The organism is Acinetobacter sp. NCu2D-2 (assembly GCF_001647675.1).
GTDB lineage: Bacteria > Pseudomonadota > Gammaproteobacteria > Pseudomonadales > Moraxellaceae > Acinetobacter.
In genome coordinates this window covers 164548-185365 of record NZ_CP015595.1, presented here as the reverse complement: position 1 = coordinate 185365, position 20818 = coordinate 164548, and the positions used below count along the sequence as shown (strand labels likewise).

General features: G+C 38.4%; 18 protein-coding genes and 2 pseudogenes. 12 read left to right on the top strand and 8 right to left on the bottom strand.

Annotated elements, in window-relative coordinates; all coding sequences use genetic code 11:
• Positions 1-105: 105 nt before the first annotated feature.
• Genes A3K93_RS14020 through A3K93_RS14005 form a run of 4 tightly spaced genes read left to right on the top strand, consistent with a single transcriptional unit; the run spans position 106 to position 4895 of the window.
• On the top strand, positions 106-1350 hold the full coding sequence (locus tag A3K93_RS14020) for a phosphotransferase enzyme family protein (protein ID WP_067731941.1): 1245 nt from the start codon (positions 106-108) through the stop codon (positions 1348-1350).
• 2 nt (positions 1351-1352) lie between these two features.
• The gene (locus tag A3K93_RS14015; RefSeq protein ID WP_067731940.1) at positions 1353-3527 is read left to right on the top strand and encodes a TonB-dependent siderophore receptor; all 2175 of its coding nucleotides are present in this window, start codon (positions 1353-1355) and stop codon (positions 3525-3527) included.
• A 20-nt stretch (positions 3528-3547) separates the two neighbouring features.
• Positions 3548-4129, top strand: coding sequence for a nicotinamide riboside transporter PnuC (gene pnuC, locus A3K93_RS14010; RefSeq protein WP_067731939.1), 582 nt, complete (start codon positions 3548-3550; stop codon positions 4127-4129).
• A 22-nt stretch (positions 4130-4151) separates the two neighbouring features.
• A complete protein-coding gene (locus tag A3K93_RS14005) occupies positions 4152-4895 on the top strand; it encodes a 5'-nucleotidase, lipoprotein e(P4) family (protein WP_067731935.1) in 744 nt (247 codons plus the stop codon).
• Positions 4896-5099: 204 nt separating this feature from the next.
• Here the strand turns inward: A3K93_RS14005 and A3K93_RS14000 are convergent, their stop codons facing one another.
• Together A3K93_RS14000 and A3K93_RS13995 are read right to left on the bottom strand one after the other, a co-directional pair.
• Positions 5100-5708, bottom strand: a complete 609-nt coding sequence (locus tag A3K93_RS14000; RefSeq protein WP_067731933.1) for a MarC family protein — start codon at positions 5706-5708, stop codon at positions 5100-5102.
• Positions 5709-5732: 24 nt separating this feature from the next.
• Positions 5733-7769 carry a choline transporter gene (locus A3K93_RS13995; protein WP_067731931.1) on the bottom strand — a complete coding sequence of 679 codons (2037 nt, stop codon included), beginning with the start codon at positions 7767-7769 and terminating at the stop codon, positions 5733-5735.
• Positions 7770-8027: 258 nt separating this feature from the next.
• On the opposite strand from A3K93_RS13995, the gene betI reads away from it, so the two are divergent.
• The 4 genes from betI (at position 8028) to A3K93_RS13975 (ending at position 12619) form a co-directional block, all read left to right on the top strand.
• Complete coding sequence (gene betI, locus A3K93_RS13990) at positions 8028-8606, top strand: transcriptional regulator BetI (RefSeq protein WP_067731929.1); 579 nt, start codon at positions 8028-8030, stop codon at positions 8604-8606.
• A 23-nt stretch (positions 8607-8629) separates the two neighbouring features.
• The gene (betB, locus tag A3K93_RS13985) at positions 8630-10105 is read left to right on the top strand and encodes a betaine-aldehyde dehydrogenase (RefSeq protein ID WP_067731925.1); all 1476 of its coding nucleotides are present in this window, start codon (positions 8630-8632) and stop codon (positions 10103-10105) included.
• 10 nt (positions 10106-10115) lie between these two features.
• On the top strand, positions 10116-11768 hold the full coding sequence (gene betA / locus A3K93_RS13980) for a choline dehydrogenase (RefSeq protein WP_067731923.1): 1653 nt from the start codon (positions 10116-10118) through the stop codon (positions 11766-11768).
• Between the two features lie 146 nt (positions 11769-11914).
• A complete protein-coding gene (locus A3K93_RS13975; protein ID WP_081408569.1) occupies positions 11915-12619 on the top strand; it encodes a TorF family putative porin in 705 nt (234 codons plus the stop codon).
• 93 nt (positions 12620-12712) lie between these two features.
• On the opposite strand, the gene A3K93_RS14860 is transcribed toward A3K93_RS13975, so the two are convergent.
• The 3 genes from A3K93_RS14860 to A3K93_RS13965 form a co-directional block, all read right to left on the bottom strand.
• On the bottom strand, positions 12713-12826 hold the full coding sequence (locus tag A3K93_RS14860; protein WP_101494839.1) for a hypothetical protein: 114 nt from the start codon (positions 12824-12826) through the stop codon (positions 12713-12715).
• Between the two features lie 112 nt (positions 12827-12938).
• Positions 12939-14357: an aminotransferase-like domain-containing protein gene (locus A3K93_RS13970; protein ID WP_067731919.1), complete on the bottom strand. Its 1419-nt coding sequence runs from the start codon at positions 14355-14357 to the stop codon at positions 12939-12941.
• A gap of 84 nt (positions 14358-14441) precedes the next feature.
• Complete coding sequence (locus A3K93_RS13965; RefSeq protein ID WP_067731917.1) at positions 14442-15137, bottom strand: DUF1826 domain-containing protein; 696 nt, start codon at positions 15135-15137, stop codon at positions 14442-14444.
• Positions 15138-15525: 388 nt separating this feature from the next.
• On the opposite strand from A3K93_RS13965, the pseudogene A3K93_RS13960 reads away from it, so the two are divergent.
• A pseudogene (locus tag A3K93_RS13960) lies at positions 15526-15849 on the top strand (NAD(P)-binding protein); the annotation flags it as partial.
• A 53-nt stretch (positions 15850-15902) separates the two neighbouring features.
• Here A3K93_RS13960 and A3K93_RS13955 read toward each other — a convergent pair.
• Positions 15903-16835, bottom strand: a complete 933-nt coding sequence (locus A3K93_RS13955) for an IS5-like element IS17 family transposase (protein ID WP_081408502.1) — start codon at positions 16833-16835, stop codon at positions 15903-15905.
• Between the two features lie 380 nt (positions 16836-17215).
• On the opposite strand from A3K93_RS13955, the pseudogene A3K93_RS14780 reads away from it, so the two are divergent.
• Positions 17216-17344, top strand: a pseudogene (locus tag A3K93_RS14780) (IS3 family transposase); the annotation flags it as partial.
• Between the two features lie 154 nt (positions 17345-17498).
• Here the strand turns inward: A3K93_RS14780 and A3K93_RS13950 are convergent.
• On the bottom strand, positions 17499-19469 hold the full coding sequence (locus A3K93_RS13950) for a BCCT family transporter (protein ID WP_067731915.1): 1971 nt from the start codon (positions 19467-19469) through the stop codon (positions 17499-17501).
• Between the two features lie 264 nt (positions 19470-19733).
• A complete protein-coding gene (locus A3K93_RS13945) occupies positions 19734-19937 on the bottom strand; it encodes a hypothetical protein (RefSeq protein ID WP_067731914.1) in 204 nt (67 codons plus the stop codon).
• Positions 19938-20184: 247 nt separating this feature from the next.
• On the opposite strand from A3K93_RS13945, the gene A3K93_RS13940 reads away from it, so the two are divergent.
• A complete protein-coding gene (locus A3K93_RS13940) occupies positions 20185-20487 on the top strand; it encodes a type II toxin-antitoxin system RelE/ParE family toxin (RefSeq protein WP_000286964.1) in 303 nt (100 codons plus the stop codon).
• Positions 20488-20769: an addiction module antidote protein gene (locus A3K93_RS13935; protein WP_000985610.1), complete on the top strand. Its 282-nt coding sequence runs from the start codon at positions 20488-20490 to the stop codon at positions 20767-20769.
• Positions 20770-20818: the final 49 nt, after the last annotated feature.

Here is a 20818-nt window from a genome sequence, read left to right as displayed (position 1 = left end):
GGATGTATTTTACGCTTGTGTTTAAGTCGAGTCGAATTTTTGCTTTATTCATCATCAAACTGCTCTGTGTAGACAGTGGATCGGCTTGTGCACTTAGGTAAATAAATGACGCAACTCAATGAATTAGGTCATGGTATGGGACAATCTTGGGAAGAGAAAGATTGGCCACATATTTCCTTATTCGATATTGATGTAATAAGTAACAAGTATTCTTTTTTAAAAGGCAATACTCGAATTATTTGGAAAAGTCCTAGACCATTTTCTTCTGCTGCACTTGTCACTGTGGAATCTGATAGTAATCAAGTCATTCAGACCTATTTTATCAAACGCAGTCATCACTCATTTCGGTCGCGACAAGATATTTTATTAGAGCACAGTCTAATAGAATATTTAGCTACTCAAAATATTCCAGTAACGACATTATGTACCGATAATGACAATAACACCGCAGTGCAAGTAGGCGAGTGGATTTATGAAGTATTTGACCGTGCACAGGGATATGATCTATATGCAGATCAACAGTCATGGACACCTTTTTTCTATCCAGAACATGCTGCTCAAGCAGGAAAGCTTCTAGCAAATATGCATCTAGCAATGACTAATTTTCCATTCAGTAATAAAAGTCGTTGTTCACATTATTTAGTATCTAACCAAAATTTATTACTGAGTGATGAGATTGTTGGAGCAATTCAGAAGAATATTGAATTCAGCCCTACATTATCAATGTATTTTGAAAATAAACATTTAAATCAGGATTTTCTAGAATATGTTTCTGGGATACATCAGAGAATTAAATTTGATTTGCAACAAGCCCCAAAAATTTGGACTCATAACGATTTACACGCCTCAAATTTATTTTGGTCTGAGAAAAACCAATCCGCCAAGATTACTGCTGTTATTGACTTCGGTTTAGCTGACCAAAATTCGGCACTTTATGATTTGGCAGTCACAATCGAACGTAATTTTATTGCTTGGCTGGATTTAGAACATACCAACGATATACGTATTGATGAATTGGGATTAGAAGCATTCATTAAATCTTATTGTGCTGAATCAACACTCAGTCAAAATCTATTGATTCTTGCTGACCTAATTCAAATTGTTCATCTGGACTTTGCTTTTTCCGAATTGGAATACTTTGTTGCAATTACTCGAAATAGGGCGCACGCAGATGCCGCTTATTTTGATTGGATCATCGGTCATACCCAATGGTTTGCGAGCGAGCAAGGTCAGCAATTTACTAAAAAATTAATTTCTCTGATTCAAAAATACTCAGTTTTTCCAAACGCTGCTATTCACGCAGAAAATTTAGCACGACCACAGTTACCTTCACAAAATGATAAGGTTTGATTATGAACATGCATAGGTTTCAATACACTACCTTAAACTTGGCGCTCAAAGCTGCTCTGATCTCACCAGTCTTGCTTTCAACAGCAATTCACGCTGCTGATAATGTTCCGCAATTAGAAAAAATTGTGGTCCAAGCTGAGGCACTTTATAAACCTACAAATATTAATCTTTCAGGTTTTGGGACAGAAGATATTCAAAAAACACCTGCATCAATATCAGTGGTTTCATCGGAACTTATGCAGGACCAACACGCACGTGTACTTTCGGATGTTGTGAAAAATGAGGCTGCAATTGGCGATGCATATGCCCCTATTGGTTATTATCCAAATTTAATATCTCGCGGATTTGGTCTAGATTTGGCATCAAGCTATCTGATTAATGGTAATACTGTACGTGGTGAGCAAAATATTGCACTGGAAAATAAAGAACAAGTTGAAATTTTGAAAGGCATTTCAGCAATTCAAAGTGGTATGTCTACACCAGGTGGGGTAGTCAATTATGTCACTAAACGCCCTCAAGATATTCAGACATTAACCCTTGCAGCCAATCAGCACGGACAATTTTCTGTTGCAGCTGACGTGGGTGGATTTAGTGGCCAAAATGATCAACTGGGTTACCGTATTAATGTAGCGAATGAGCAGCTGAATTCTTATGTAGACCATGTTGATGGTGAACGTTATTTCGCGTCGCTGGCATTAGATTGGCAACTAGATGATGTATCTAAATTAGAATTTGATATTGAAGCGCAACGTTTTGAACAGAGATCCGTTCCTGGCTATCAATTGCTCGATGGCAAAGTACCAGAGCATGTGAAATGGGATCGATTACTTGGATATCAGTCTTGGGGTAAGCCTGTGAGTACTGATAGTCTAAATGCAAGCATTAAATACAACTATGCGATAAACCAAGACTGGAACGCTGCTGTTACAGCATCTCATAGTAAATCAGTATTAGATGATTATTCAATTTTTCCTTTTGGATATTACACAAGTGGCTGTGAAGAAAAAGTGAATTGCGGTATGTTTGGCCCGAATGGTGAATATGATATTTATGACTATAAAAATCCCGACGATACATATGAAACCAATCAATTAAAAATCAATTTAAATGGTAATTATTTGACTGGTTCGATAGTCCATGGGGTTAATCTCGAAGTATCGCAAACTAACAAATCACGACATCGTCATAAAGGTGTAAATAAATACATCACAGAAGATGATTATTTAGGAAATATTTATGAAGATACATATGACCGCCAACAAGAGTTTGGAGATGTTGAGCATTATTTTAAGGCGATTGATAGTAAACAATTTGCTATAAATTTACATGACCATATTAAGTGGAATTCAAAATGGTCTACGTTGTTAGGCTTTAAGTGGATTGACTTAGACGAAGAAACACATAATAAAAAACGTGAGAAAGAACGAGATACTGAATTAAATAAATGGCTACCGCAATTGGCCGTCACATATTCGCCAACTGATTCGACAATGCTCTATGCATCATATGCGAAAGGTTTGTCTGATGGTAGGTCTGCACCTTGGTTTACAAAAAATAAGGGAAGTACACTACTACCAATCCATTCGACGCAATATGAGTTGGGTTTAAAGCAACAGATCAATCAATTCTTATTTACCGCGGCAGTGTTTGACTTACGTCAAGATAATCAATTTACCAAACCTATCGATGGCGAACTCTATTTTGTAGAAGAAGGTAAACAGCACAATATCGGTCTTGAATTAGGTTTAAATGGAGCACTTAGTCCAGATTTATCAATTGCAAGCTCATTTGCCCTTACAAAATCACAATTAGAAGATGTTAATGCACCTGCGTATTCAAATCATCAAGCCCAAAACGTACCTAAAGTTAGACTGGCAACTCAATTAGCCTATCAAGTTCCAGCGATAGATGGTCTGAGTCTCTTAGCAGCGGGTCGTTACAGCTCAAGCAAGTTTGCCAATAAAGAAGCAACTGCGAAGGTAGATGCTTACACCGTATTCGATTTGGGTGCACATTATCAATTTAAGTTACACCAAAATGATGCTCAACTGCGTTTCAATATTGAAAATATTTTCAATGAAAAGTATTGGCGTGATGTAGGGGATGCTGATGGTGATAATTATCTGTTTTTAGGTGCACCAAGAACAGCAACACTTTCCTTAACGATGAATTTTTAAAAAATTCGTAGGATGACCATATGGAAAATATAGAGATCGCAGCATTTATCTTTAACGTCCTTGGCGTATGGCTGACGTCTAAACAAAACAAGGCTTGCTGGCCAGTCAATATTGTTGCGGTCTTTCTCTATATTATTATTTTCTATCGTGTCAATTTATTCGCTGATGCAGCACTTCAATGTGTGTTTGTACTCATGCAACTATACGGCTGGTATAACTGGTCAAAGCGAGATCTACAGCAACAATCTGTGATCAAAATTGGTCATTTAAATCAACAAACATTGAAATATAGCCTTGTGATTGGCGTTGTATTTGGTGTAATCCTCGGCGGCATCTTTACAGGATTTACAGAAGCTTCTCTTCCTTGGCTTGATTCTATGTTGGCGTCATTTAGTCTTGTGGCAAGTTACTGGGCTGCGAAAAAATACATTGAAAGCTGGGGACTTTGGTGCATTTTAGATGCAATTTATGTGGGCATGTTTATTCACAAATCCCTTTATCTCACCGCTGTACTGTATTTTATTTTTATTCTTTTAGCCTTAAATGGTTGGCGCATGTGGCGAAACTTATACCATGCCAAGTACAACCCTGTTACACACTAAATGCTTAAATTGAGAAAAACCCATGAATAACAACATTAAAGTTTCTAAACTTATTTTAGCACTCATGCTTTCAAGCTTATGCCTGAATGTCGCAGCAAAAAATGTAGCACAGGCAAAAACTTGTAACAGTGAAGTGCAGCAATATCGAATGAGTTTAAAATTCCAAAATCGTTCTGCTGAAGTTCAAGCACTACAAATCCAAGCCTACAATCTAGCTACAGATCGTTTGAAAGACATCTTGCAGAACAATCCAGATGCTAAAAATCTTGCGATTGTGACGGATCTAGATGAAACAGTTATTGATAATACTGATGTTTTTGTACAGGACCTAAATCAATGTCAAAGCTATACCGACTGGAAATCATGGGATGACTGGGAAAAATCTGGTCAACCAAAATTAATTCCAGGTAGCTTAGAATTTTTAAAATTTGCGGATCAGCAAGGTGTGAAAATTTTTTATATTTCAGACCGATCGCAAAAATATCGCCCATCGACGATGAAAGCTTTACAAACTTTAGGTCTACCACAATTAAAACAAGAGCAGATCTTGCTGTACGGCACATCTAAAGAGCAGCGTCGTCAAAGTATTACTGTAGATCACAATATTGTACTTTTGTTAGGTGATACCCTCCATGATTTTGCAGATGCTTTCAGTAATCATCAAACTGGTGAAGAGCGCTTAAAGGCAGTCGTAGAACACCAAGACCAATTTGGTCGAAAATTTATTGTTTTGCCCAATGTCAGCTATGGCCCTTGGTCAAAATAAATAAATTGATAGGTCGAATGTTTGATAATAAGTATCTTTAAATCAATCAATAACATAAATAGTTTGAATAAAAGGCTGTCATAAAGACAGCCTTTTATATTTGGGATATCAGATTTCAATGGACTTTATTTGAAAATCATCTAAGTTTACGAAAAATATATTTCAACTTTAAACACGGAAGATATCGAATCATATTGATGTCAATTACGTATTTATGATGCCAGTAACACCATTTACTATCATATCGATTGCAATTGTTCCGATCAGCAAGGCAGCTACACGCCCAACGATATCCACGTATAAGTCGATATAATTGGAATGTTTATGCTGCATGTTGTCATGTAGATATTTCATCAGAATAAGTAAACTACACGTCAGAAATAGTGTGATAAATATGACAGCTATAGTTTGCAATAAATTAAGTTTGATTCCGGTGATGACAGCAGCAGAAACAGTACCAGGCCCAATCATAAACGGCATCGCAATTGTTCCTGCTAGATGACTAGGTGCTCCGCGCGTCACACCAATGGTATCTGCACCTTCAAATACATAACGATAGCCAATGACTAGAAATATAATGCCACCAAAGATTTGAAAGGATTCGAAACGTACATGTAAGACCTCATTGAAAAATGCCTCACCAGTTTTTGCAAAAATAATAAAGACGATAAAGCTGATCAAACTCCCCTGAATCAAGGCCATATTAAAGACCTTGGCATCAGAGTTTCGAATGATGCCCAACATATAAATGCTCATTAAAAACGGATTGAGCAATGAAAAGAACAAAGCAAAAGCATGTAAACTGTCAGACATCAATCTTTCCTTATTTAAATATCATTAGTTTTCACGGTCAGGAAACAGTGGGCGTTTGCCTGGACTGATTCGATTGATATGCAAATACATCATATGACGTTCATATTTATCCAAAATATCGTTAATCACTTGTTCTTTGCTATAACCGACTAAATCATTGCCCTGAGATCCCTCAAAAAGATAACTTTCCAAGCGATAGTAATGGCGTTTTGCACTTTTACCTCGAGAACTAAATTGAGGTGTGGCATAGCGAACAGGCCATATTTCATAAACAAAATTTTCCTCATCCGCCAACTCAATTTGCAGATCTAAGTGATAAAGACCTTGACCATGTTCTAAAGGTTTTTCATTTACCGTCACCTGAACGCCTTTTCGATCCAGCTCTTCTGCAACAGCTTGAATAGCAGGTTTACATACTTCATCTAACATCTTAATGGTTTGAGAAATACTCGGATGTAACATGACTCGACTGAGACGTTTTTTCCAATTAAAGATATCCACGTTACCAACCACAGGGGCAGCGTTATAACTGGTACTTGCTTGCCTAAAGTCTTCAAGACGAAGGGATTTATATAATCCAGCCATTACAAAGAAAATGACAAAACTAAATGGTAGACCCATGATGATGGTGGTGTTTTGGAGTGCCGTAACGCCATTGGCCATTAGCATTGCGAGTGTAAGTAGACCGATCGCTACAGCCCAAAATACACTTAGCCAACGAGGAGAATCATGCTCAATATTGGTGAACTTCGTGGTGAAATTACCAAGAACTAAAGCACCAGAATCTGCTGAGGTGACGTAAAAAAGTAGACCCGTAATGGTAGCGATACCTGCAACAAATGTAAAACCAGGATACTGAGCAAGTAAGTCGTAAAAGCCATGAGCAGGATTTTGTAAGACGGTTTCTGCGAGAGCGGTATTTCCTTCAAAAATGACACTGTAGAGCGCACTATTACCAAAAATAGATAACCAAGTTAAAGTAAATAACAGTGGAATAATCAGCGTACCTGCTACGAATTCACGGATCGTACGTCCGCGTGAGATGCGTGCCAGGAACAGCCCCACAAATGGAGACCAAGCAATCCACCACGCCCAGAAAAACAGTGTCCAACTGTTCATCCATTCTTTAGGTTGTTCAAATGGAAAACTCGTCAGTGATAATTTTGGAAATTGACTAATATAATCGCCAAAATTCTGGATGAGTGCTGCAAGTAAAAATTCAGTATTGCCAATCAATAAAATAAATAACATGAGTCCAATGGAAACATAAATATTAATTTCAGACAGGACACGAATTCCTTTATTGACACCTGCAGTCACCGAAATAATGGTGATAATCACTGCGACAGCAATGAGGGCTGTTTGAATCCAAAGATTTTCTGGTAAATCAAATAAAACATGTAAACCATAATTGAGTTGTACAACGCCAATACCACAGGTCGTGGCAATACCGAAAATCGTGCCTAATACGGCGGCTGTATCGACAGTATGCCCGATAGGACCATTAATTTTTTTCCCAAAGATGGGGTAAAGTGCAGAACGAATGGTTAAAGGCAAATTATATCTATAACTGAAATAGCCAAGTGCTACACCGACCAAGGCATACATACTCCAACCGGTGAGTCCATAGTGGAAGAGGGTCCACACCATAGACTGACGTGCTGCTTCAAACGTTTCAGCTTCTCCTACAGGTGGTGCCATGTAATGAGATAGAGGCTCAGCAACGGAGAAGAACATTAGATCAATACCAATGCCCGCTGAGAATAGCATTGCTGACCAGCTTAATAAGCTAAATTCAGGTTTAGAGTGTTTTGGCCCAAGTTTGATTTCACCATAACGTGAACAGGCAATAAAAACGATAAAGATAAAGTACAACGTTGCAGCCAGTAGGTAATACCAACTGAATGTTGCACTCACCCAATTCAAAATATTAACAATGACGGTATTGGCTTGTTCATTGAACAAAATGGTGACTATTGAAAATAATAAGATGAGACCCGCAGAAAAATAGAAGACAACATGATTTAAGCTATCTTGAGGGGAGTCATTTTTGTTATCCATATCTGTGTGACCCTAATTCAAATGGAAAAGTGATCTACAGCGCAGTGTGATTCGTAACACAAGCTTAATAATGAAAGCATTATTGTCATTACAAACAGTTGCAATTACCAAACAAACTGCGCTGTACATCAATAAAGTAAAAAGACTATAATTTTTATTAATTGAACGTTCAATTAAAAAAACGTTTATTAATGTTAATAACACACTACATTCAAGCTGTGTAGTGATCATGATGTTTTTTGTTCATTAGGTGTATATATGCCCAAAGTCGGTATGCAGCCAATACGACGCCAACAATTAATCGAGGCAACTCTAGCTTCAGTGAATGAACTCGGTTTTGCAGAGACATCTATCCAGCAAATTGCCCAGCGTGCGGGTGTTTCGACGGGAATTATTAGCCATTATTTCAAGGGCAAGAATGGCTTGATTGAGGCGACTATGCGGTATTTATTGCAGCAATTGGCAGTTACCGTACAGCAAAAAAAAGCTGAATGTGGAGACCAGCCCCAAGATCGTTTGATGGCAATTGTCCATGCAAATTTTTCGACGCCACAAACTGATCATGCAGCAATGAAAGTCTGGCTAGCATTTTGGGCAAATAGTTTGCATCAGCCTGAATTACACCGGTTACAACAGATCAATCATTACCGACTACATTCCAATTTAAAATTTGAATTTATGAAAGTAATGACGATTGATCGCGCTGAAATCGCTGCTCAAACACTTGCTGCATTAATTGATGGCTTTTGGTTACGTGGCGCCTTAATGAATGAAGAAATGAATCTCAGTGTACCCATTACGATTTGTAATGCGTTTATACAGAGACAATTTGAATAATTTAACTATGCGAGGGACATACATTGACAACTTTATCAGTATTACGACCTTTTATTCATGGTCAATATGTCGATGCAACATCCAGTAGCACTTTTAATTCTATAAACCCTGCAACAGGTGAAGTGTTAGCAGAAATTCAAGAGTGCTCAGAACAAGACGTTCAGCGTGCTGTGGATTCTGCGAAAAAAGGTCAGAAAATATGGAGCGCCATGACCTTAATCCAACGCTCCAGAATTTTAAATAAAGCAGTCGCTATTCTACGTGAACGTAATGATGAACTTGCACGCTTAGAGTCTCTTGACAGTGGTAAAGCCTTTTCTGAGACATCAACGGTCGATATCACGACTGGTGCAGATGTACTGGAGTACTACGCCGGTATTTTACCTGCGCTTGAAGGGCAGCAAATTCCTTTACGTGAGACATCTTTTGCATACACGCGTCGTGAGCCTTTAGGTGTGGTCGCAGGAATAGGCGCTTGGAATTATCCGATACAAATCGCTTTATGGAAATCTGCACCTGCTTTGGCAGCAGGTAATGCAATGATTTTTAAGGCCAGTGAAATTACCCCTTTAACCGCTTTTAAACTTGCTGAAATTTACATAGAAGCAGGTGTCCCTGAGGGTGTATTTAATGTCGTGACTGGCGGAGGTGAGGTTGGTGCATATTTAACAACGCATCCAGAGATTGCTAAAGTTTCATTTACTGGTGGGATTGCCACTGGTAAAAAAGTCATGTCTCAGGCTGCAGACTCATCTCTTAAAGACGTCACGATGGAACTTGGTGGCAAATCTCCTTTGATTATTTGTCCTGATGCCGATATTGATCTGGCGACAGATATTGCAATGATGGCGAACTTTTATAGTTCAGGTCAGGTCTGTACCAATGGAACCCGTGTTTTTGTTCCAACGCAATTAAAACCACAATTCGAAGAAAAAATTCTTGAAAAAATAAACTACATCCGTGTGGGTGACCCACTTCAACCTGAAACGAATTTTGGACCTGTATCGAGTTTCGCTCATATGGACAAGATTCTTCAATATATTGAGTCAGGTAAAAAACAAGGTGCGAGATTATTATGTGGTGGAAGCCGTCCACAATCAGAAGAGTTGGCGCAGGGCGCATATGTCCTCCCAACAGTATTCACTGATTGTCGGGATGACATGAAAATTGTGCAAGAAGAAATCTTCGGTCCTGTGATGAGTATTTTAACTTATGACAGCGAGGAAGAAGTGATCAAGCGTGCCAACAATACTGTATACGGTTTAGCTGCGGGTGTTGTCAGTCAAAATTTAGCGACGGCGCATCGTATCATTCATCAAATTGAAGCAGGTATTTGCTGGATCAATACATGGGGTGAATCACCCGCTGAAATGCCAGTAGGTGGATATAAGCACTCTGGCGTTGGACGAGAAAATGGTCTAGTGACTTTGCAAAATTACACACAGACTAAATCTATCCAAGTAGAGCTAGGTCCTTTCCAATCTGTATTTAGCCAGTGAGGAAGCGACGATGAATTACGACTATATTATTATCGGTGCAGGTTCAGCAGGAAATGTATTGGCTGCCCGCTTAACGGAAGATCCTCAAGTTCGGGTACTGTTATTGGAAGCAGGTGGACCCGATTATCGTCTGGATTTTAGAACACAGATGCCTGCTGCACTTGCTTATCCTCTTCAGGGACGTCGCTACAACTGGGCGTATTTAACTGATCCAGAACCTTATATGAATAATCGTCGTATGGAGTGTGGGCGAGGTAAAGGTTTAGGTGGTTCCTCTTTAATTAACGGTATGTGTTATATCCGTGGTAATGCCATGGATCTTGAACAATGGGCAACTTTCAAAGGGTTAGAACATTGGTCATATGCGAATTGTCTGCCTTATTATAAAAAGGCTGAGAGCCGCGATATTGGTGCTAATAATTATCATGGTGACCAAGGTCCTGTCAGTGTGGCTACGCCGAAACAAGACAATAATGAATTATTCCATGCGATGGTCGAGGCAGGTGTTCAGGCAGGGTATCCAAGAACTGATGACTTGAATGGTTATCAACAAGAAGGATTCGGTCCAATGGACCGTACTGTAACGCCGAATGGTAGACGTTCAAGTACTGCACGTGGTTATTTGGATATGGCGAAAGGTCGTGAAAATTTAACGATCATTACGCATGCGACCACCAACAAAATTTTGTTTAAGCAAAAACAAGCAATTGGTGTGGAATATATCCAAGGACTAAATAAACACAATCCTACCCAAGTCTATGCAGAGCGTGAAGTATTACTCTGCGCAGGTGCAATTGCATCTCCTCAAATATTACAGCGCTCAGGCGTAGGTGCTCAGAACTTGCTACGTGAGCATGATATTGAAGTGGTAAACGATCTCCCAGGTGTTGGGGAAAATTTGCAAGACCATTTAGAGATGTACTTGCAATATCAATGTAAAAAGCCCGTCAGTCTTTATCCTGCTTTGAAATGGTATAACCAACCTATGATTGGTGCAGAATGGCTATTCTTAGGTAAAGGTATCGGTGCGAGTAATCAGTTTGAGGCAGGTGGTTTCATACGATCATCGGATGAATTTGCTTGGCCTAATATCCAATATCATTTCTTACCTATTGCGATTAACTATAACGGAACTAACGCGATCCATGAGCATGGGTTTCAAGCACATGTAGGTTCAATGCGTTCACCTTCACGTGGACGAATTCGATTAAAGTCAAAAGATCCATTTGAGCATCCAAGTATTTTGTTTAATTACATGAGTACTGAACAAGATTGGCGTGAATTTAGGGATGCGATTCGAATTACACGTGAAATCATGCATCAGCCCGCGCTAGACCCATACCGTGGAGAAGAGATTAGTCCTGGCACACAACTACAAACCGATGACCAAATTGATGAGTTCGTACGTAATCATGCTGAAACGGCTTATCATCCTTCTTGCAGCTGTAAGATGGGAGAAGATGACATGGCTGTCGTCGACGGCTATGGGCGCGTACATGGTGTAGACCATCTTCGTGTCGTGGATGCGTCTATTATGCCTTTAATTATTACGGGTAATTTGAATGCAACCACCATTATGATGGCTGAAAAAATTGCAGATCATATTCGCCAGCGTACGCCGCTTACACCATCAACAGCGCCTTTTTATAAAGCGTCCTCATAAAAAAGCATCCAGATCAGCCCATCACTGATCTGGAATTTTTCTTTAAAGATTTAGGGATGACCGACATGAATGTCTATTTTAATAAAACACCTTATTTAAATTCATATGTTCTTCCATCATTGTTATTACTTTTACCTAGCTTCGCGATGGCCGAAGAACCCATATCACCCGAACTTTCTGGGCATATCGATCTTGTGTCTAAATACGTTTCTCGTGGTTTAACCAATAACCCTGAAGATAATAATATTGCTTTACAGGCTGGCTTGAATTTATCTTATCAAAATTTTTATGTGGGTTATTGGGGGTCGACACTGGATTATTCTTTCCCCGAGTTCCAAGGTGAACGTAGAAAACGTTCAGAACAATTTGAGCATGATTTTATTGTCGGTTACAGCCATAACTTTGGACAGTGGACAGGGGATATATGGTCTGCAACCTATTATTATCCAGGCGGGAAGAATACCACGAGCAATGAATTAGGCCTGAGTTATTCACGGGCACTGAATGAGAAAACTCAGTTGAATGCTTCAATTTCGACTTATCTTTATGATGTGATTTATGCCAATCAAGGTGATACTTTCAGCACATTACAACTTCAACATCAGTTGAATGACAAATGGGCAACCAATATAGAAGTGGCAGCAAGTCGTTTTAGTGATAGTGGGAAATATGAAAACAATGAACTTGGTGTGACCGCGCGAAATTATGCATTTCGCTATGCTTCAGTAGGACTAGCCTATCAGCTCCTGAATAATGTCAGTGTGACAGGTCAATATATACTCGGTGGTTACGATCGTTATGACGACAAGCAAAAAGATCTGGGTGTGTTCGGTATAAGTTACGCATTCTAAAGCTCAGCAATAAGGAAACTCATCTAAAGTACAAATAATTGCAGTAAAGCAAAATTTGGATGAGTTCCTTCAATAGTGCTTAAAGACATTAGATTATGCTAAAAAATATTCCCAAATCACGTAGCCAATCCCGAAACCTAAAAATGAATAAAGCGTAATGATGAAGAATACAAAACTCGCTTTATTTTTCTTTCTTAAAAAACTCATTCGTAATCCTCTGTTTGAAATATAACGATCACATTATGAATAATAGATGTGATTTGTATAGATACACATTCTAGCAAAAAAACTATAACAGATTTGCTTGAAATGTAATCTGTTATAGTTTTTGCTGTTCAACAGCTTTTTGAATGACATCAATCAATTGATCGAGTCCAGCTTGAATCTTTTCATCCCAGTCAAAGGAACAATTTATACGGAGATGGTGATGATCCTTGGATGCATTCGCATTGAAGAGTTGACTCGGTGCAATACTGATATTCTTTGTAAGTAATATTTCGTATAGATGCATACTGTTGATATTTTCGGGGAGCTTTAACCATAAAAAATAGCCCGAAGGATAGTAATGTATGTAACAGTCTTGAGGTAAATGATCGTACAGATAGCGATAGATCATTTGTTTATTTTTTTCGAGTTTGGCACGTAAATGCTTCAGGTGTTTATCGTAGTGACGAGTTGAAAGGTATTCAACTAATGCATTTTGAATAAATAAATTGACCGAGAGTGTACTCATTAATTGAATATGTTGAATTTTTTCTGAATATTTACCTGCATGAATCCAACCTAGTCTAAAGCCAGAGCCGAGCGTTTTTGAAAATGATGAACAGTGTAATACCCCATTTTCTTGATCTAAGAATTTCATAGAGAGGGGCTTTTTGGCACCAAAATACAATTCTTCATAGACATCATCTTCAATCAGATGAATATTTGATTCTTGGAGTATAAGAGCAAGCTGTTGTTTCACCTCATCTGGTACGGTAAACCCAATTGGGTTTTGGGCATTCAGCATCAACATGCAAACCTTAATCGGATAGATTTGAATCGCTCTCTTAAATGCTTTTAAGTCGATACCAAATTCGGGATGTTCAGGAATGGTAATCACCTTTAACCCAAGCCGTTCAGCCGCTTGCCATGCGCCATAGAACACGGTCTCCTGTAATAATATATAGTCCCCCGATCGTGTCAGCGCTTGCAGAGCAAGATTAAGGGCATCAAGTCCACCAGAGGTGATGACGATATCTGATGGATCTGTAGGAATACCTTGCAGACAGTAGCGTTGGGCAATAATTTTTCGTAATTCTAAGTGACCTGGAGGAAGGCTCGGCATTTGTTCACGATTGGAATGAGATCGTGCGATATGTCCAAGTGTTTTGATGAGCGGTGCTGAATAAGTGATTTGGCTATTTGGAAATGCAGAGCCAAATGGTGTGATATTTTCGGTTTGAATGGATTTTAGATAATGGAATACTGTTGAATTTATTTCAATTTTATCGTTTACATTCAATTTATGCTGATGTTCGTGTGAGCGCTCGAGATCTGAGACAAAATAGCCAGATTTCTCCTTGGCATAAATCAGACCTTGTGCTTCAAGTTTTCGGTAAGCATGCAAAACGGTAATGAGACTAAATCCAGATTGTTCTGACTGAAATCTTAAAGAGGGAAGTTTGTCGTGTGGTTGCCACGTTCCATTGTGAATGAGTGCAGTTAGACTTTGGGCAAGTTTCTCGGATTTGTACATTGATATAGACTACTAACTTAACAAAACAATATTGTTTTGAAATTCAAGATAAATATTTCTTTTATTAAATATTATGGATTCTTTTTAACAAATTAAAAGTAACCTTGGTTCATTCGGATTTTCAAGTGGTGCGCGATGCACACATGGTGGGACAGTTTGGTCAGGGTGATCGACTGCAAGCTTCCACATGTTTCCAATACCTAGATTAATAGGCTCGGCATGAGGAAGTGCTTGGTAATGTAAGTCAAAAAAGTATTCTTGCAAAAAAAATTCAAACTCTGATTCAGGTCCCCGATACAGTGCTTTTAGTTTGTCACGAATCTCAGGAATCAAGATTTTTTGTTGAACTTGATCATTTGGTAGAATGTCACTTGCAGCTCCGAAATACGTACACAGAAAGGTATCTGTTGCAATGGGTGAACGATCAACATGATAAGAATAGACGTCGGTTGAGATGAAATCTAATTCCTCATCACGCTCATAATATTTAATGATATTTAACTGTGGTAAATAACCGAGTTTAGACAATTTATTGATGTCATCAATAATTGTCTGACGTGCTTGCTTTCCTGCATTTGTAAGATCTAATTGCATTAATTCTTCAATAGAAATATCAATTAGATTTTCTTCAAATTTAAATTTTTCAATTATTTCAGAGAAATCACCGCTTAAATTTCGTTGCCAACATGCTGCATTTTTAGTGTCCGTAAATTTTATATGGATTAAATCTTCGAAAGTGGGCGCAGAGATGATTTGTGGAAATTGTTCGAGACGATGCATGACAGATATGTACTTTAGTGTAGCTGTATCATATACGCTTTATAACGATTTATATAGCATATGGGCTTATCATCATGGTTTGAACTCACCTTAATAAGTACTACAACGGCTACATTCTTATCAACGCCAATATAACCTTTAGATATTTTTCAAACTGAAATCTGAACTTTTCGATCGATCAAGAATAATTCTTCAAATCAGCAATTTTTTTTAAAATTTTTTGAAATCATAAATTCTTATCAAACAATATTCTTTAAATATATATAAAAAACAATATGTTGATAATTGGCACACTCCTTGCGAAGTATCTAGAAGCTTAGATAGGAAATTTAAGCAAAAGGATAATTCAAAAACATTGGAGACGTTGATGGACAATCTAAATATTTTAATGAAAGGTGTCGATACATTAGTGACGGTAGTTGGCGCAGGTTTTACAGGCTTATACGCCTTACATAAACTGCGTGATCAGATGAAAGTTCCTGTTCGAGTTTTTGAGAGCGCCCCTGATGTTGGTGGGACGTGGTACTGGAATAACTATCTAGGTGCCCGCTGTGATATCGAGAGTGTGCATTATTCTTATTCATTTGATCCACAGTTACAGCAGGAATGGACCTGGAGTGAAAAATTCGCAGCACAGCCAGAAATTTTAAAATACCTTAATCATGTCGCCGATCGTTTTGATCTCAGAAAAGACATTACCTTTAATACCAAAGGGCTTTGTTGCACAAAGATTTGAAATGCAAAGCGCCCCTAATTGAGCCAAATTTAAGGCGTAACTTGGGTAAGTGGTCGACCTAATTCCGTAAATCTGTTGAGGACTGCTACACGTGCATGAATTTCATTCACCTGACTAGGAAAGCTTCTTGCCATTAATTTATCGCCTAATAATTTGATGCAATGCATCTTGGTTTCCACCAAACTGCGGCGATGATAGCCTGACCATTTTTTCCATAATGTCCTGCCTAAACGTTTAACTGTTCGAAGTAATTCATTTCGCTCTAGCGAGCTACTTTTTGTATCTTTCCATGGTTTCGCATTTTTTCTAGGTGGAATCACCGCATGTGCTTGCCGATCTGCAATAACCTGACGGCATTGCTTGGTGTCATAAGCTCCATCGGTATAAACAGAGTCAATCTGCTCATCTTGTGGAATCTGATTAAGTAAATCACCAAGCACCTGTGAATCACTGACATTATTGGTTGTGAGCTGAATAGCGCGTATTTGTAGGGTTTTGGCATCTATACCAATATGTAGTTTACGCCATTGGCGACGATATTCAGCTCCATGTTTCTTGCGTTTCCATTCGCCCTCACCTAGAAACTTCATGCCTGTAGAGTCTACGAGTAGATGCAGCCCATCGCTACTTTTTTGGTAGCTGATTGCAATATCAATATGCTTTTGTCTTCTACAAAGCGTACTGTAATCTGGTGCGGTCCAATTTAATCCGCAAAGTTTAATCAGACTTTGTACAAAGCCAGTGACCATACGTAAAGATAGACGGAATAAGGATTTAATCATTAAGCAGCATTGGATGGCTGCGTCGGAGTAGGTTTGATTTCGCCCTTGTTTGCCTTTTGATGGCGCATACCATTGCGTAGCAGGATCAAACCAAATGGCAATATTTCCGCGACTCATGAGTGCTCGGTTATATGCGGGCCAATTGGTTGTGCGGTAGATTTTCTGTGTAGGCTTATTCATTTGGAAATTATATCGCTGAAAAAGCCTTTACAGATAGGTTTGTGCAACAAAGCCTTTATTCTTTAATGTGAAGTACAGGATCAATAGTTACGCTTTTGCCAAACTAGCGGCTTTAGTCAAAGCTTAAGACCCAACCAGGATCATTACTTTTGGTCCTGACCATTAAGATCTTTCTCCGACAAAGACATTAACATATCTAACCGTCCGCTAAGGAAATTGCAAAAGTACATATTCTAAAAGCGGACATTTTTACTTTGGAGAAACCGGACATTTCTACTTTGGGCTTACATTTCGATTTCGTATAAGGTGTATTATGTTAATAATAGAAACTCTTAACTATTTTACTTAACCTGTATCTCATCATTAAGACTTTGCACTTGATCTATAAAACACGAGAAATGGCACGTGCAGATGTGTTTGATTATATCGAGATGTTTTACAATCGAATCAGGCGTCATTCGCATCTCGATGGGATGAGTCCAGAAGCCTTTGAGGCAGCTTCAAAATGAGGCTGTCTAATGTCTAGGATACTGGGAGCAGTCCAGCTTTATATGTTGAGTTTATAGAAAAATAATCAATTTTTACGCGGGATTACCTCCCCCCCTTCTTTCATTAAAAATATAGGGGGGAAGTTATCAATGTAGCGTCTTTTTTTATAAAAGTTTATTCCGATATGCGTACCAAACTCAAAAAGTGTAAATGACGTTCATATTGATCGATGATGTCCTGTAATAAGTCTTCTTCAGTCCACTTCATTACATCATAGCCCTGACCACCTTCTCTTAAAAAAACTTCAGCTTGATAGGAGTTATCTTCATTAGTACCCATATCAGACATAAAGCTTGGACTTAAAGTCTTAGTCGCAATGACCTGATAGATAAAATTCATTTCATTCTGGTGATCCACTCGCAGCTGCATACCATTTTCTAACTTAGTCAGCTTGACCTGTAACTGTCGACGTTTTAGTTCACTTTGAAAGCTGACAAATGCTTTATTCACAGTAGATTGAATATATGCCTGTACCTCTTCTTCAGTATGCGAATAATGCATAATAAGGCCCAATCGCTGCTGCCAGCTACGTGGATTTTGAATTGCACGTGGGGTAATTCTCGCTGCCTGCAGAGCATGCATTTTGGTAACATCTAGATGCAAAGCTTTAATTAATCCCCAACAAATCAATAACATGATTATGGTGAAGGGCAGTGCACTCATAATGGTGGCTGACTGTAAAGCTTCAAGCCCACCAACCAACAATAGTATAATCGCCAATAATGCTATGAGTACTGTCCAGAATAACCGCTGCCAAGTTGGTGAGTTCTCATTTTTTGCAGTCAGATAATCTATGACTAATGATCCAGAATCGGCTGAGGTAACGAAAAATAGCATTACTAGTAAAGTCGCAATAACGCTAGTTACTGAATTGAGGGGTAGGTTGTTGAGAAATTCAAATAAGGCAACTGAAGAATCACGCTGAACCGCATCTAATAAAGTAGTATTTGCTTCATGCATAATACTGAAGAGCGCAGCATTACCCATAAAGCCCATCCATATAAGAGTAAATCCAGTCGGAATCAGTAGTACACCGACGATAAATTCACGGATACTGCGTCCTTCAGATACTCGGGCAATAAACATGCCTACAAATGGTGACCAAGAAATCCACCAAGCCCAATACATAATGGTCCAACCACCAATCCAACCACTTGGCTGATAAGCATAAAGATTAAATGTCATCACAAAAAGATTAGAAACATACTGTCCAGTATTCTGAATCGTGGTCTGGAGCAGGTAGATACTTGGACCAGTAATAAACACAAATATTAAGAGTAAAAGTGCAAGTACCAGGTTCAATTCAGCGAGACGTTTAACTCCCTTATCCAAGCCAAAAAATACCGATATAGCTGCCATAGTACTGACTACAATAATCAGAACTACTTGGGTGCTTGGTGCTTGTTCAATTCCAAATAGGTAATTTAGCCCTGAATTAATCTGAGTGACCCCAAAACCCAATGTCGTAGCAACACCAAATACAGTTCCAATGGTAGCGAAAGTATCTACGCTATCTCCAATTGGACCATAAATCTTTTTTCCAATCAGTGGATATAGTGCCGAACGAATTTTTAAAGGCAACTGATGCCGATAAGCAAAATAAGCCAGTGACAGACCAACCAAGGTATAAATGGCCCAGGCATGTAAGCCCCAATGGAAAAAAGTCACTCTAAGCGATTGTTGCGCAGCTAGTACTGTTTCTGGTTCACCCGCTGGTGGTGTGACATAATGCATTACTGGTTCTGCCACCCCAAAGAACATCAGCCCGATCCCCATACCGGCAGTGAATAACATTGCAAACCAGGAAGTATTGCCGTATTTCGGCTCACTATGATCGGGTCCTAGTTTGATTTTCCCCATATCAGACAAGGCAATATAAATCAGCATGACCAAAAATACTGCTACTGAAAGGACATAAAACCAGCTAAATGAGTTAATAACCCACTGGTTCATTTTTTGGGTTAACAGTTCGAATGAATTCGGGGCAAAAATAACTAAAGCCAAGAAAATAGCAATAATTGCTACAGTACTGAGAAAAACATTTGGATTAATATTAGAAAACCAAGATGATTTATTAGAAGGCATATATCCTCCGTTTTTAAAGAAAAAAGAGATAAATAAAATCAACTAGTTATTATTAATTAAAAATGATCAGAACAAGTTAAATTGTTTAGCTAAACTTTGAACCATTTTAGAATTTTAAAAAATAATAAACTGTTAAATTACTCTAACAGACTTAATAACTATGGGTGATTTCATGGAGGAAGAAAATTACTCTTTAAATTTTTAGAAATAAAGAGCTTTACTATCGAAATCATATTTCCCTTATATACTAGCAAAGAATAACCGTTAATATTCACTTTCAAATAATTGACCTATTTCTAACCTTGTGTAACCACGTTCTTTAAAGATCAAAACAATAGCCTGTCTGTAATCTTCAGAAGTAGAAGTTTTATATTTATTAATTAATTGCAGCTCAGAATTAAGCTCGAGATCATTTTTTATAGTCAATACTTCCGTAGAGGCTTTATTACAACTCTTTAAATTAAACATGCAGGTGCTCTTTATCAGTATTGTAGCGGCTCGACTACAACAAACACCTGTCTTAATTCAGCTAGACACCCTTGGGCGCAATGATTACAAATTCAGCAGGATTCTGCAAGCTTTACCCAATTGAAAGCATTATTATTCATCTAATTACCATATTTAACATAATGGCGGTTATACGAAATTCTGTTGTAGCCCCATACATTCAAGTTTATTTCTTGCATGAATGTATCCTATAGGATACATTACTCTTATGTACTCAATATATACCACTGAAGTCTTTGATGACTGGTTTACTAAGTTAAAAGACCAGCAGGCAAAAAGACGTATACAAGTCCGAATTGATCGGGTTGAAGATGGAAACTTTGGAGATACTGAACCAGTAGGTGAAGGTGTTTCTGAATTACGTTTCTTCTTTGGACCTGGCTACAGGATCTATTACTGTAAGCAAGGGCAAAGGGTCGTTATTCTTTTAGCAGGCGGAGACAAGTCTACGCAAAGTAAAGATATAAAACTTGCCCTACAATTAGCACAAGATTTAGAGGAGGAGCTGTAAATGGCTATCAAACTTCGTAAATGGGACAGTGCTGAACATCTTAAAACAGAAGAAGATATGCAAGCTTACCTACAAGCCTGTATCGATGAATCTAATGGTGATGCGGCATTCATTGCAAAAGCTTTAGGTAATATTGCTAAAGCTAAAGGAATGGCTCAATTATCAAGAGACACTGGTTTAGGTCGAGAAAGTCTTTATAAAGCACTTTCTGGCGATGTAAATCCAAGCTTTGATACTGTTATTAAAGTCGTAAAAGCACTGAATTTACGCTTAGCAATTTAAAAAAAACTAGTAAAAAAGGGAGCTTTAAGCTCCCTTTTTCAACTTCGTA

Coding starts and splice junctions, on each gene's coding strand:
- A3K93_RS13935 (WP_000985610.1), top strand. CDS start 20,488: ATGGCTATCAAACTTCGTAAATGGGACAGTGCTGAACATCTTAAAACA.
- A3K93_RS14000 (WP_067731933.1), bottom strand. CDS start 5,708: ATGTCTGACAGTTTACATGCTTTTGCTTTGTTCTTTTCATTGCTCAAT.
- A3K93_RS14020 (WP_067731941.1), top strand. CDS start 106: ATGACGCAACTCAATGAATTAGGTCATGGTATGGGACAATCTTGGGAA.
- A3K93_RS14860 (WP_101494839.1), bottom strand. CDS start 12,826: ATGAGTTTTTTAAGAAAGAAAAATAAAGCGAGTTTTGTATTCTTCATC.
- A3K93_RS13995 (WP_067731931.1), bottom strand. CDS start 7,769: ATGGATAACAAAAATGACTCCCCTCAAGATAGCTTAAATCATGTTGTC.
- betI (WP_067731929.1), top strand. CDS start 8,028: ATGCCCAAAGTCGGTATGCAGCCAATACGACGCCAACAATTAATCGAG.
- A3K93_RS13950 (WP_067731915.1), bottom strand. CDS start 19,469: ATGCCTTCTAATAAATCATCTTGGTTTTCTAATATTAATCCAAATGTT.
- pnuC (WP_067731939.1), top strand. CDS start 3,548: ATGGAAAATATAGAGATCGCAGCATTTATCTTTAACGTCCTTGGCGTA.
- A3K93_RS14005 (WP_067731935.1), top strand. CDS start 4,152: ATGAATAACAACATTAAAGTTTCTAAACTTATTTTAGCACTCATGCTT.
- A3K93_RS13965 (WP_067731917.1), bottom strand. CDS start 15,137: ATGCATCGTCTCGAACAATTTCCACAAATCATCTCTGCGCCCACTTTC.
- A3K93_RS13955 (WP_081408502.1), bottom strand. CDS start 16,835: ATGAATAAGCCTACACAGAAAATCTACCGCACAACCAATTGGCCCGCA.
- A3K93_RS13945 (WP_067731914.1), bottom strand. CDS start 19,937: ATGTTTAATTTAAAGAGTTGTAATAAAGCCTCTACGGAAGTATTGACT.
- A3K93_RS13975 (WP_081408569.1), top strand. CDS start 11,915: ATGGCCGAAGAACCCATATCACCCGAACTTTCTGGGCATATCGATCTT.
- A3K93_RS13940 (WP_000286964.1), top strand. CDS start 20,185: ATGTACTCAATATATACCACTGAAGTCTTTGATGACTGGTTTACTAAG.
- betA (WP_067731923.1), top strand. CDS start 10,116: ATGAATTACGACTATATTATTATCGGTGCAGGTTCAGCAGGAAATGTA.
- A3K93_RS13970 (WP_067731919.1), bottom strand. CDS start 14,357: ATGTACAAATCCGAGAAACTTGCCCAAAGTCTAACTGCACTCATTCAC.
- A3K93_RS14015 (WP_067731940.1), top strand. CDS start 1,353: ATGAACATGCATAGGTTTCAATACACTACCTTAAACTTGGCGCTCAAA.